The sequence below is a fragment of the Microbacterium songi genome (assembly GCF_042747925.1).
In the GTDB taxonomy this organism is placed as follows: domain Bacteria; phylum Actinomycetota; class Actinomycetes; order Actinomycetales; family Microbacteriaceae; genus Microbacterium.
Map to the genome: position 1 here is coordinate 161,910 of NZ_JBHZIE010000006.1, position 13,192 is coordinate 175,101.

The 13,192-nt window shown below is 68.4% G+C and carries 9 protein-coding genes; 8 read left to right on the forward strand and 1 reads right to left on the reverse strand.

Annotation, left to right across the window (positions count from 1 at the left end):
• Positions 1 to 232: 232 nt before the first annotated feature.
• Genes ACFM35_RS09305 through ACFM35_RS09335 form a run of 7 tightly spaced genes read left to right on the forward strand, consistent with a single transcriptional unit; the run spans position 233 to position 9,921 of the window.
• Positions 233 to 1,537: an ABC transporter substrate-binding protein gene (locus ACFM35_RS09305; protein ID WP_378841273.1), complete on the forward strand. Its 1,305-nt coding sequence runs from the start codon at positions 233 to 235 to the stop codon at positions 1,535 to 1,537.
• Positions 1,538 to 1,562: 25 nt separating this feature from the next.
• A complete protein-coding gene (locus ACFM35_RS09310; protein WP_378841275.1) occupies positions 1,563 to 2,564 on the forward strand; it encodes a carbohydrate ABC transporter permease in 1,002 nt (333 codons plus the stop codon).
• Complete coding sequence (locus ACFM35_RS09315; protein WP_378841277.1) at positions 2,561 to 3,448, forward strand: carbohydrate ABC transporter permease; 888 nt, start codon at positions 2,561 to 2,563, stop codon at positions 3,446 to 3,448. The genes ACFM35_RS09310 and ACFM35_RS09315 overlap by 4 nt, the downstream gene beginning before the upstream one ends.
• Positions 3,445 to 5,994: a glycoside hydrolase family 2 protein gene (locus ACFM35_RS09320; protein WP_378841279.1), complete on the forward strand. Its 2,550-nt coding sequence runs from the start codon at positions 3,445 to 3,447 to the stop codon at positions 5,992 to 5,994. Before ACFM35_RS09315 ends, ACFM35_RS09320 begins: the two co-directional genes overlap by 4 nt.
• Positions 5,991 to 6,968, forward strand: a complete 978-nt coding sequence (locus tag ACFM35_RS09325) for a glycoside hydrolase family 113 (RefSeq protein ID WP_378841281.1) — start codon at positions 5,991 to 5,993, stop codon at positions 6,966 to 6,968. The genes ACFM35_RS09320 and ACFM35_RS09325 overlap by 4 nt, the downstream gene beginning before the upstream one ends.
• Positions 6,965 to 7,927 carry an N-acetylglucosamine kinase gene (locus ACFM35_RS09330; protein WP_378841284.1) on the forward strand — a complete coding sequence of 321 codons (963 nt, stop codon included), beginning with the start codon at positions 6,965 to 6,967 and terminating at the stop codon, positions 7,925 to 7,927. Before ACFM35_RS09325 ends, ACFM35_RS09330 begins: the two co-directional genes overlap by 4 nt.
• On the forward strand, positions 7,924 to 9,921 hold the full coding sequence (locus ACFM35_RS09335) for a beta-galactosidase (RefSeq protein ID WP_378841285.1): 1,998 nt from the start codon (positions 7,924 to 7,926) through the stop codon (positions 9,919 to 9,921). The genes ACFM35_RS09330 and ACFM35_RS09335 overlap by 4 nt, the downstream gene beginning before the upstream one ends.
• A 250-nt stretch (positions 9,922 to 10,171) precedes the next feature.
• On the opposite strand, the gene ACFM35_RS09340 is transcribed toward ACFM35_RS09335, so the two are convergent.
• Positions 10,172 to 12,391 carry an NADP-dependent isocitrate dehydrogenase gene (locus ACFM35_RS09340; RefSeq protein WP_378841287.1) on the reverse strand — a complete coding sequence of 740 codons (2,220 nt, stop codon included), beginning with the start codon at positions 12,389 to 12,391 and terminating at the stop codon, positions 10,172 to 10,174.
• Between the two features lie 206 nt (positions 12,392 to 12,597).
• On the opposite strand from ACFM35_RS09340, the gene ACFM35_RS09345 reads away from it, so the two are divergent.
• The gene (locus tag ACFM35_RS09345; RefSeq protein ID WP_378841289.1) at positions 12,598 to 13,050 is read left to right on the forward strand and encodes a GNAT family N-acetyltransferase; all 453 of its coding nucleotides are present in this window, start codon (positions 12,598 to 12,600) and stop codon (positions 13,048 to 13,050) included.
• Positions 13,051 to 13,192 lie beyond the last annotated feature (142 nt).

Sequence of the window (13,192 nt, forward strand, 5' to 3'; positions counted from 1 at the left end):
TACGAGGGATCGGCCGCGCTGAAGGTCGGATAAATCCCAGGTCCGAAGCCAGTCTTGGATTCCGGATAACGAAAAGACAGTCTCAGACAGCGTTGTCATACGGTGCTTGCGAAGGGCGCCCCGGGGTGCTTATCGTTACCCCGCGACAACCTGCGCGATGGTGCGGCGGCATCCGCATCCTCAGTTCAAGGGTGAATCTGACAAGGAGAGAAATCACATGGCTAGAAGGGCAATGGCGAGCCTCACGCTGCTGGCAGTAGCGGGGATCGCCGTCACCGGCTGCTCCGCCTCCGGCGGCGCCGGCGACGCGAGCAACACCATCGACGGCGAGGTGAAGGGCGACATCAAGGTCATCACGTGGCGCACCGACCTCATCGCTGACGGCACTTTCGACAAGTACGCAGAGGAGTTCACGGCGAAGTACCCCGATGTGAATGTCACATTCGAGGGCATCACCGATTACGCCGGTGAGATGCAGACCCGCCTGAGCACGAGCAACTTCGGTGACGTCATCGGCATCCCCACGCTGTCGCCGAACCAGTTCAGCCAGTTCCTCGAGCCACTCGGCAAGACCGCGGACTTCGAGGACACCTACCGGTTCCTCCCCGCCTCCAGCTACGACGGCACCCAATACGGCATCGCCTTCGGCGGCAACGCGAACGGCATCGTCTACAACAAGAAGGTCTTCGCGGAGGCCGGCATCACGACCATGCCGACCTCCGAGGATGAGTGGCTCGCCGCGATGAAGCTCGTCAAGGACAACACCGAAGCCGTCCCGATGTACACGAACTACAAGGACGGCTGGCCGCTCACGCAGAGCTTCGGCAACCTCGGCGTCGTCACGAACGACCCCGACGCACCCATCACGATGGCCGAGGACAAGGCGCCCTGGACCGAAGGCACCGACGTCTATGCGATCGACTCCCTGCTGTTCGACACCGTCGCCGACGGCTACACCGAGGAGGACCCGCTGACGACCAACTGGGAGCAGTCCAAGGTCGACCTGGCGACGGGCAAGATCGCGACGATGCCCCTCGGCTCATGGGCCATCTCGCAGATGCAGGCCGCGGCCGAGGAGAACGGCGGATCCGCCGACGACATCGGCTACATGGCATTCCCGGCCAACGTCGACGACACGCAGTACGCCGTCATCGCCGGCGACTACAACCTCGCGATCAGCAAGTACTCCAAGGCGAAGGCCGCATCGTGGGCGTGGATCCAGTGGGTCGCCACCGAGTCGGGCTACACCGAGGCGCAGGGCATGATCTCACCGCTCATCTCGAAGGACCTCCCCGACAACCTCGCCGGATTCACCGACGCGGGCGTCAGCCTCATGGAGATCAACGCCGCTCCCGCCGGCAAGGAGAGCCTGCTGGCCGACACCTCGAACGACTCGCAGATCGACCTGTACGGGCCGATCTACCGCCAGAAGCTGATCGACATCGCCCGCGGCGCCGCCGACGGCGACAAGGACAGCTACTTCGCCGAGCTGAACGAGCGCTGGGGCGCCTCGGTCGACAAGCTCGCCGCCGGCTGACACTCAGGGAACACGGAGAAGCATCATGGCACTCACCACCGAAGGGGCTGCCCCGAGCGGCGCACCTGCCAGCCTCTCCGCTCCCGTCCGCTCACGCCTGTTCCGCGGCCCGCGCCGCGGAACAGGCGGTGGCGGGCAGACGAGCGGACCGATCACGGGAAAGACCTTCCTGGGAAAACTCACGCCGTGGCTGTTCCTGGCCACCGCTCTCGGACTGCTCCTGCTCTTCACCTACTGGCCCGCGCTGAACCTCTTCTACTTCAGCGTCACCGACTGGGACGGCATCGACCAGACGAAGAACTTCGTCGGTCTCGACAACTACGTCCGGGTGTTCACGGATCCGCGCATCTTCAGCGTGTTCGGTGTGAGCCTCTACTACTTCATCGCCACGTTCGCCCAGATGGGCATCGCGCTGTATTTCGCGACGATCCTGAGCTTCTCGACGCGATTCCAGAACCTGTTCCGCGGCATCCTGTTCTTCCCGTACCTGATCAACGGCGTCGCGATCGGATTCGTCTTCCTCTACCTGTTCCAGCCGGGCGGCACGCTGGACACCGTCCTGTCGTGGGTGGGCGTGACCGACCCCCCGCAGTGGCTCGGCGACCCCGACATCATCAACTGGTCGTTGGCCGGCACGTCGATCTGGCGTTACACCGGCCTGAACTTCGTGCTGTTCCTCGGCGCGATCCAGTCGATCCCGCGTGAACTCTACGAGGCCGCCGAGCTCGACGGGGCGAACCGCTTCCAGCAGTTCAAGGCACTGATCTTCCCCGGCATCCGGCGCATCATCGGCCTGTCCTTCATCCTCGCGGTCGCCGGCGCGCTGAGCGTCTTCGAGATCCCCTTCGTGATGACCGGCGGAGCCAACGGCTCGGCCACGTTCGTCATCCAAACGCTGCAGACCGCTTTCCAGTTCCGGCAGGTGGGGCTCGCCTCCGCCATGGCCGTGGTGCTCCTGGCGATCGTCGTCATCGTGACGATCATCCAACGCAAGCTCTTCCCCGACGACAAGGTGGACCTGACATGACGACCACGGCCGATCGTTCCCTCGCCGCAGGTCGGCAGATCAAGGGCATGTCGCCCGGCGCGCGGCTGCGCGGCATGAGTGCGACCACCGCCAAATACGTGAGCCTCATCCTGGGTGCGCTCTTCACGCTGCTGCCCCTGTCTGTCGTGCTCTTCGCCAGCCTCAAGACGAAGCAGGAATACGCAGCGACCGGACCCTTCGACCCGCCCGCCGACTGGTTCAACTTCTCGAACTTCGTCACCGCGTTCACGAGCGGCGAGATGCTGCAGGGCTTCATCAACACCACGATCGTGCTGGTGGTCTCGCTCGTCGGCACGATCTTCATCGGAACCATGGCGGCGTACGCGATCGACAGGTTCGCCTTCCGCGGCAAGAAGCTCGTGATGGCCCTGTTCCTGACCGCGACGCTCATCCCCAGTGTGACGAGCCAGGTGGCCACTTTCCAGCTGATCAACGGTCTCGGGCTCTACGACACGAAGACCGCACTGATCCTGCTGTTCATGGGCACCGACGTGATCGCGCTGTACCTGTTCATCCAGTTCATGCAGTCGATCCCCATCTCGCTGGATGAAGCGGCGATGATCGACGGAGCGAACCGGTGGACCATCTACTGGCGCATCGTGCTCCCTCTCCTCAAACCCGCCATTGCGACCGTCGTCATCATCAAGGGAATCGCCATCTACAACGAGTTCTACGCCCCCTTCCTCTACCTGCCGTCGGAGGGGTTCATCTCGACCTCGCTGTTCCGGTTCAAGGGACCGTTCGGCGCCCAGTGGGAGATCATCGCCGCCGGTACGATCGTCGTCATCATCCCCACGATCCTCGCTTTCCTGCTTCTGCAGCGCTGGATCTATCGCGGTCTCACGGCGGGAGCGGTCAAGTGAGCGCGACGCAGACCGGGAGCCGCACGCGCACCGGCCTTCATCGGCGCGAACTCCACCAGGGCTGGTCGCTGCAGGCGACGGCCGGCCCCGTGCCCGACTCGATCGCACGGCGGACCGTCGCCGCGGAGGTGCCGGGGTGCGTGCACACCGACCTGCTGCGTGCCGACCTCATCCCCGACCCGTATCTCGATGACAACGAGTCGGCGCTCGCGTGGATCGGACTCGTCGACTGGGCGTACTCCACGGTGTTCTCCGCGGAGCCGGGTACGGCAGATCGCACGGATCTCGTCTTCGAGAGCCTCGACACGGTGACCGAGATCCGCCTCAACGGAACTCTGCTCGGACAGACCGCCAACCAGCATCGGTCCTACCGCTTCGACGTGGGCGATCTGCTCACGCCGGGCGAGAACTCCCTGCAGATCCTCTTCCGCTCCCCGATCAAGTACGCCAACGCTCAGAGCCTCGCCCTCGGACAGCGCGAGCGACCATACCCCCTCCCGTACGACGCGATCCGCAAGTCCGCCTGCAACTTCGGGTGGGACTGGGGCATCGCGACGTACACGAGCGGGATCGTGGGGCCGGTCGCCCTGGAGTCCTGGTCGGTCGCGCGCCTCGCCGAGGTGCGGGTCGTCGCCACGCCCGACGGCAATGGCGGGACGATCGACGTGGACGTGACGCTGGAACGAGCAGCGGATGCCGCGGCCGCCCCGCTGCTTCTGCGGATCGCCGTCGACGGACCCGGTCTCGACGCCGGATCGCTGCCGATCGCCGTCATCGACGTGGACGGCGACCGGGTGCGTGGTCGGATCGAACTCGAGGACGTGCGGCGGTGGTGGCCTGCGGGCTACGGCGATCAGCCCCTCTATGTCGTGGACGTCGTCCTCGACCAGGTCGGCGGCGTCGTGCTCGACGATACGCATCGCCGTGTCGGCTTCCGCACCGTGCGTTGGGACACCGAACCGGATGCCGCGGGCACGCCGTTCACCCTGATCGTCAACGACCAGCCGGTGTTCGTGAAGGGCGCCAACTGGATTCCCGACGACGCCCTGCCCGTCCGCGTGGACCGCGCGCGCTATCGGCGCCGGCTGGAGCAGGCGCTGGCCGCGAACCTCAACCTGATCCGCGTCTGGGGCGGAGGGCTGTACGAGTCCGACGACTTCTACGGGCTCTGCGACGAGCTCGGCCTGCTGACCTGGCAGGACTTCCTCTTCGCGTGCGCCGCCTATGCCGAAGAGGAGCCGTTGCGTTCCGAGGTGGAAGCGGAAGCCCGCGAGAACATCGTGCGGCTCGCATCGCACCCCTCGCTCGTGCTCCTCACGGGCAACAACGAGAACCTCTGGGGCTACGAGGACTGGGGGTGGAAGCAGCGCCTCGACGGCAAGACCTGGGGCGCCTACTACTACTACGACCTCTTCCCCCGCCTGATCGATGAACTCGCGCCGCACGTTCCGTACGCGCCGGGGTCGCCGTTCAGCCCGGGCGACGGCGGGTCAGCGGACGATCGTGGGGAGCCGGAGCACCGGTCACGCCTGCACCCCAACGACGAAGAGCACGGCTCGATGCACCTGTGGGAGCAGTGGAACCGACGGGACTGGCTCACCTACCGCGAGCACCGTCCCCGCTTCGTCGCCGAGTTCGGCTGGCAGGGCCCGCCCACCTGGACGACCCTCACGCGCTCCATCAGCGACAGCCCGCTCACGCCCGAGTCGCCCGGGATGATCGTCCACCAGAAGGCCATGGAGGGGAACGTCAAGCTCACCGGCGGACTCGTGCCTCACTTCCGCTTCCCGGACGACATGGACCGTTGGCACTGGGCGATGCAGCTCAACCAGGCGATCGCCGTGCGCACCGCGCTCGAGCATTTCCGCTCCTGGGCGCCGCACACGATGGGCGCCATCGTCTGGCAGCTGAACGACTGCTGGCCGGTGACGTCCTGGGCGGCCATCGACGGCGACGAGCGCCCGAAGCCCCTCTTCCACGCACTGCGCGCGGCCTTCGCTCCCGTCCTCGTGACGGTGCAGCCGCGCGAAGACGGGCTGTCGGTCATCGTCGGCAACGACACAGCTCAGTCCGTGGACGGGGAGCTGACCCTGAGGCGCCTCGACTTCGACGGCACGGAGCTCGCCCGCGCGGTCACCCGCGTGGCGGTGGACGCACGCGGCACGGCGACGGTGCGTCTGCCCGACGACGTGGCCGTCGCGGGCGACACCTCCCGCGAACTGATCGTGGCCGAGGTCGACGGTGTGCGCGGCTTCTGGTTCTTCGCCGAGCCGCGAGACAGCGCCCTCCAGACCGCCACGGTCGCCCTCTCGGTCACCGAGGTGGACGGCGGAGTCGATGTCACGCTGACCACGCGAGGACTCGTCCGCGACCTGACGCTCCTCGTCGACAAGGTCGCGCCCGGCGCGCACGCCGGCGACGGACTCATCACGCTCCTGCCCGGCGAATCGGTGACGGTCCACGTTCACGGCCTCACCTCGGCACAGGCGCCCGCCCTCTCGCACCCCGCAGTCCTGCGCACGGCCAATGAGCTGGTCGCCTCGTGACGGTCGAACCCACGGCCGCCGCCTGGCCGTACCCGCCGGTGTGCGGCATGACCTGGGGATGGGTCGGCACCCGCGGCACATGGGCGACCGCTGCGGCCGCGGATTCGATGGCCCGGATGGCCGAGCACGGCGTCAACTGGACGGCCCTGGCCTACTCGGCCCTGCAGGAGACCCCCTTCAGCACCGAGATCGGCTTCCTGGAAGCACCGACCGCGACCGATGACGAGATCGTCTGGGCGATCCGCGAGGCGAAGAGCCTCGGGCTCCAGGTGTGCCTCAAGCCGGTGGTCAACTGTGCCGACGGCACGTGGCGTGCGCACATCGGCTTCTTCGACTGGGACGTGCCGCGCGAGCCCAGCTGGAGCGACTGGTTCGCGTCCTACCGCGCCTTCATCCTGCACGCGGCCGAGCTCGCTGCCGCCGAGCAGTGCGAGATGCTCTGCATCGGGTGCGAGATGGTGCGCGCCGACGGCCAGGAGGCGCACTGGCGGGCGCTGATCGCCGATGTGCGCGCCGTGTACTCCGGCCTGATCACGTACAACTGCGACAAGTACCAGGAAGACCACGTCGCGTGGTGGGATGCGGTCGACCTCGTCTCTTCCAGCGGCTACTACCCCATCGACACCTGGGAGCACGAGCTCGACCGCATCGAAGCCGTGGTCGCGGCATCCGGCAAGCCGTTCTTCTTCATGGAGGCGGGCTGTCCGAGCCGCACCGGCTCACCGGATCTGCCGAACGACTGGTCGCTGCCGGGAGAGCCGTCGGGAGACGAGCAGCTGCGCTACTACCGTGCGATGTTCACGGCGTGCGCGCAGCGCCCCTGGGTGGGCGGGTTCATGCTCTGGGACTGGCCGGCCACGCTCTATCGGCCGGAGGACGCCGGCGCGAACGACGACTACTGCCCGTACGCCAAACCCGCGGGAGAATACCTGCGCGAGGTCTACGGGGCAGCGCTGACGGGAGCACGAGCATGACCACCAGAGCGGTGCTGGCGATCGACGCCGGTCAGAGCGGCATGAAGGTGCGACTCGTGAGCGGCCGGTCCTCCGAAGATCTGCTCTTCGGCGGCATCCGCACGCACGAAGCGCTGCTGCCGCAGGTGGCCGACGTCGTGCGCGCGGCGCTCGCACGCACGGGGGCCCATGCCGATGTGGTCACAGCGGGTATCTCGGGGCTCACCGATCGGGACGCCGATCCGGATGTGCTCCTGTCGATGCTCGCCGACACCGGCATCCACGAGGTCGTCCTGGCCCACGACTCGACCACGTCGTTCCTGGGCGCCCTCGGCGACGCACACGGTTCGGTGGTCGCGTCGGGCACCGGAGTGGTCACTCTCGCGGTCGGGGCCGACGCCGTCGCACGGGTCGACGGCTGGGGCTATCTCATGGGCGACGCCGGCAGCGGATATTGGATCGGCCGGGAGGCCCTCGAAGCTGTCATGCGCGCGTTCGACGGCCGCGGTGAGCCGACGGCCCTGACCGAGGTCGTCCGCGGTCACTGGCCCGACCTCACCCAGGCCTACATCCAGCTGCAGGGAGACGAAGGGCGCGTGCAGGTGGTGGCGTCGTTCGCCGCCGATGTCGCCCGCCTCGCAGTCCAGGGGGACGAGGTCGCCGAGAAGATCACGCGGCAGGCCGCGCACGAGCTGGCGCAGAGTGTCATCGCGTCGCTTCGACGGGTGGCCCGACCCGAGGACGCCACGCTCTCGGTGTGCGCGATCGGAGGCGTGTTCCGCTCCCGCCTGCTGCGGGAGTCGTTCGATCGGGAGCTCGACGCCGCCGACCTTTCGAGGGGCGCCGCGCCCATCGCGATCCGTCTCGTCGAGCCGCGCGGTGTGGGGATCGACGGCGCCGTCGCCCTTGCCGACCTGTCGCCGAGGCATCCGCTCTCCGCCGTCGTCCATCACGCGGAGGCGGCGAGGAGACTCGCATGACGATCACGGACGGCGCTCTTCTCTTCGGCGGCGACTACAACCCCGAGCAGTGGTCGGAATCGGTGTGGCAGGACGACCTCGACCTGATGCGCGAGGCCCGGGTGAACACCGTCACGCTCGGGGTCTTCGCGTGGAGCTTCCTCGAGGTCGACGACGATGTCTGGGACTGGGACTGGTTCGACCGCGTCGTCGCCGGCTTGAGCGACGCCGGCATCGGCATCGACATGGCGACGCCCACGGCGGCTCCGCCGGTCTGGCTGCAACGCGCGCACCCCGAGATCATCCCGGTCGACAGGCGGGGCATCCGCTTCCGCGAGGGCGGGCGTCTCGGCTGGTGCGCCAGCCACCCGACGTGGCACCACTACTCCGCCCGCATCGCTGCGCGGCTGGGAGAGCGCTACGGCACCCACCCGGCCGTGCGCATGTGGCACGTGGGCAACGAGCTGGGCGGCGGCAATCGGCTCTGCTACTGCGACGCGTCGACCGCGGCCTTCCGCGAGTGGTGCCGGCACCGCTACGGCACGATCGACGCGGTGAACGCCGCGTGGGGCACCGCGTTCTGGGGTCTGCGGTACCGCGGGTTCGACGACATCACCGCTCCGCTCGCGAGCGAATCGGGGACGAGCCCGTCGCTGCTGCTCGCCTACGACCGCTTCAGCTCCGACGCCCTGCGCGACCAGTACCGCCGCGAGCGCGATGCCCTGCGGTCGGCCGGCGTCGTCACGCCCGTCACGACGAACCTCATGCTCACCGTCGGCGGCAGCGTCGCCGACTACGCGGACTGGGTGCCCGACCTGGATGTCGTCGCCATCGACCACTACACCGTGGCCGCCGACCCGCACCGCGAGACCGATCTGGCCTTCGTCGCCTCCCGCGCACGGGGCTTGGACCGCCGTCGCCCGTGGCTGCTGATGGAGCACTCCACGAGTGCGGTCAACTGGCAGCCCCGCAACCCGCCGAAGGCCCCCGGCGAGATGACGCGCCACAGCGTGCAGCACATCGCCCACGGATCGGACGGGGCGCTGTTCTTCCAGTGGCGCGCATCGGCATCCGGCGTCGAGCAGTACCACTCGGCGATGGTTCCGCACGCGGGCACCGAGACCCGGCAGTGGCGCGAGGTCGTCCAGCTCGGGCGGCTCGTCGAGCGCCTCGCTCCGCTGGCGGGCAGCCTCGTGGAGCGCTCGCGCGTCGCGATCGTGGCTGACATCCCCGCGAAATGGGCGTGGGAGGAGGCTCAGCCCCCGCTGCACGACTACCCGATCGAGCGCGCCGGCCGCCGGTGGCACGAAGAGCTGTCGCGGCGCGGTCACGGCCCCGACGTCATCCCCCCGACCGCCGATCTGAGCGGCTACGAGATGCTGGTCGTCCCGGGTATGTACGCGACCGACGACGACGCCGCCGCCGCGCTGGCCGCGGCGGCCGCGGCGGGTGCGACCGTCGTGATCGGCCACCTGTCGGGTGTCGTCGACGGCGAGGGCCGCGTGCGCCTCGGCGGGTACCCGGGCGCTTTCCGGGACCTGCTCGGAGTGTTCGTCGAGGAGTTCACCCCGCTTCTCGAGGGCGCAGCCACACGTCTCGCCTCGGGCGCCGTCGCCCGCGACTGGACCGAGCGCTTACGGGCCATCGACGCGGAGGTCGTCGACACCTACGCCGAGGGCTCGCTGTCCGGGCTCCCCGCCGTGACCCGCCGCTCCGTCGGCGCGGGGCAGGCCTGGTACGTCTCCGCCGACGTGCATGAGGGCTTCTCCGACCTCGTCGACACGATCGCGGCCGCATCGCGGGTGACGCCGCGCCTGCCCGTCGTCGACGGCGTCGAGACCGTCCGCCGGGTGGGCGCCGCGGCGTCGTGGCTGTTCGCGATCAACCACGGCGACCGAGACGCCGAGGTCGCGGCATCCGGAGTCGACCTCGTCACCGGCCGCGAGGTGACGGCCGCCGTGCACGTGCCGGCCGGCGGGGTCGCGGTCGTTCAGGGGCCGCGCCCGATCGGCTGACCGGCGAAGCGCGGCGCCCGCGCCACCTGACAGACCCGGGTGGAACGTGGTGGCAGGGAAGACCTGGCGGGGTGGATCAGCGGCGGGCCGTGCCCGCCTTCTGCACACCGTTGACGCTTCTCGCCGCCGACCGCGCGAACACGACAGGCGCCCGCGACGCTTCGCCTGCTTCGCAGAAGTCAGGGACGCTCACACCCGGGGACGAGGAACGGATGCGGCCGCATCCGCTCCTCGTCAGGCTGCGCCGCCGTCAGCTGATGACGTCGACGATCCCGTTGAATGTCGCGGACGGACGCATGACCGCGTCGACCAGCTCGGGCTTCGGGCGGTAGTAGCCGCCGACGTCGACGGGCGAGCCCTGGTCGGCGTTCAGCTCCGCGACGATCTTCTGCTCCTCCGCGGCGAGCGCCTCAGCGACCGGCGCGAACACGGCGGCCAGCTCGGGATCGGTCTTCTGGGCCGCGAGCTCCTGCGCCCAGTAGAGCGCCAGGTAGAAGTGGCTGCCTCGGTTGTCGATCGATCCGAGCTTGCGACCGGGCGACTTGTCGTTCTCGAGGAACGTGCCGGTCGCGGCATCCAGCGTCTCGGCCAGCACGTGAGCCTTCGTGTTCCCGGTGAACTCGGACAGGTGCTCGAGCGACGCGGCGAGCGCGAAGAACTCGCCCAGGGAGTCCCATCGCAGGTAGTCCTCCTCGATGAGCTGCTGGACGTGCTTCGGCGCCGAACCGCCCGCGCCCGTTTCGAACAGTCCGCCGCCGGCGAGCAGCGGGACGATCGAGAGCATTTTGGCGCTCGTGCCGACCTCGAGGATCGGGAACAGGTCGGTGAGATAGTCGCGCAGCACGTTGCCGGTGACCGAGATCGTGTCCTCGCCCTTGCGGAGGCGTGCCAGCGTGTAGCGCGTCGCCTCTTCGGGAGCCAGGATCAGGATCTGCACGTCGTGCGCGTCGAGCGTCGCGAGAGCCTGGTGCACCTTGGCGATCAGCTGCGCATCGTGTGCGCGGTTGACGTCGAGCCAGAACACCGCGGGAACGCCCGTGGCGCGCGCGCGTCCGGCGGCCAGCCGCACCCAGTCGATGACCGGGATGTGCTTTGTCTGGGTCGCGCGCCAGATGTCGCCCGTCGAGACCTCGTGCGAGATGAGCACCTCGCCCGCGCTGTCGAGGATCTGCACCACGCCGGGCGCCGCGATCTCGAACGTCTTGTCGTGGCTGCCGTACTCCTCGGCCGCCTGCGCCATGAGTCCGACGTTCGGCACGGTGCCGATCGTGGTCGGATCCAGCGGACCGTGCGCGATCACATCGTCGATGACCGCCTGGTAGACGCTCGCGTACGACGAGTCGGGGATGACGGCGAGCGTGTCGTCTTCGTCGCCGTCGACGCCCCAGAGCTTTCCGCCGTTGCGGACGAGAGCGGGCATCGACGCATCGACGATGACGTCGGACGGGACATGCAGGTTCGTGATGCCCTTGTCGGAGTTCGTGTACGAGAGGCGGGGGCCGTTCTCGAGGTCGGCCTCGACGGCCGCTGCGATCTCGGCGCCCTGCGTGAGTGAGCCGAGCCCCGACAGGATCGAGCCGAGCCCGTTGTTGGGCGTGAGGCCGGCCTCGGCGATCGCCGTGCCGTACTTCTCGAAGACATCGGGGAAGTACGCCTTCACGACGTGACCGAAGATGATCGGGTCGCTGACTTTCATCATCGTGGCCTTGAGGTGCACGGAGTAGAGGACGTCTTCGGCCTTGGCCGCGGCCAGGGTCTCGGCGAGGAAGGCGTCGAGAGCGGAGGCCGAGAGGAACGTCGCGTCGATGATCTCGCGCGGCAGCACCTTCAAATCGCTCTTGAGCACCGTGACCGTGCCGTCGGCGGCGACGTGCTGCACCGTCAGGACGTCGTCATGGGCCGCGACCCACGACTTCTCGTTGCTCTTGAAGTCGTCATGCCCCATGGTGGCGACGCGGGTCTTCGAGCCCTCGGGGAACGGCTTGTTCACGTGCGGATGCTTGCGCGCATAGTTCTTCACCGACAGCGGTGCCCGGCGGTCGCTGTTGCCCTCGCGGAGCACGGGGTTGACCGCCGAACCCTTGATGCGGTCGTACCGCGCCCGGATGTCCTTCTGCTCCAGCGTCTGAGCGTCATCCGGATAATCGGGGATGTCGTAGCCGGCGGCCTGCAGCTCGGCGATCGCGCCCTTCAGCTGCGGGATCGACGCGGAGATGTTGGGGAGCTTGATGATGTTCGCCTCGGGGAGCGTCGCGAGTCCGCCGAGCTCGGCGAGGGCGTCGCCGACCTGCTGCTCCGGAGTGAGCTTCTGCGGGAAGGCCGCGAGGATGCGTCCCCCGAGCGAGATGTCACGCGTCTCCACATCGATGCCCGCGGGGCGCGTGAACGCCTGCACGATCGGCAGGAACGAGGCGGTCGCCAGGGCAGGCGCCTCGTCGGTGTACGTGTAGATGATGGTCGATTCAGTCACCGTTGTCGTCTCCGTTCAGGTCTCCGTCCAGCCTAATGCACCGCGAAAAGTATCTCGACGTCAAGATACTTCGCTCCGCCGTGGGCACGACGCGCGAGGTGGCGTGCGCCACCGGCCCGTGCGAGCGCGCGGACCCTGGGCGGGGTCAGGGCGATTTCCCGGACTCCGGTCTGGGGCTGGGATGCCCGGAGCGATAGCCTGACTCCATGACCGAACTTCGGCTCGAGGAACTGTCCGCCACCACGATCGTGGCGGTCAACAACATGTCGCTCAAGCCGGGGCAGGAGGAGTTCCTCTCCCCCGTGAGCTACGGCATCGCCGCGACCGTGGTCAATCCGCAGACCTCGTGGCAGCGCGTCGTGCTGGACGGCGCCGATGTCGTCGGTTTCGTCAGCGCCAACTTCGATCCGGACTTCCCCCAGGACCACTTCCGCTCCGTACTCTGGCGCATCAATGTCGATGCCGACGAACAGGGGCGCGGATTGGGCCGCTTCCTGGTGGAGTCCCTGCTCGACGAGGCCCGTTCCCGCGGCGTCGACCACGTCAACGTCATCTACGAGGCCGGCGAGGGCGGGCCGGCGGCGTTCTTCGAGCGCGTCGGCTTCTCCGTGGTGGGCGAGACGGAGTACGGCGAGGTCATCGCCGAGATCCGCCTGTAGCCCGGAGGAGGGCCAGGCTCCGCCTGTGGGGCGAGCCCAGACCGGGACGAGCACGACCGAGCGAGCCCAGGCCGGGCAGCCTCGACTCCGGCCGGCGTCCCGCGCGACTGCGCGATTCTGCGACACGCCGCGCACGGCCACG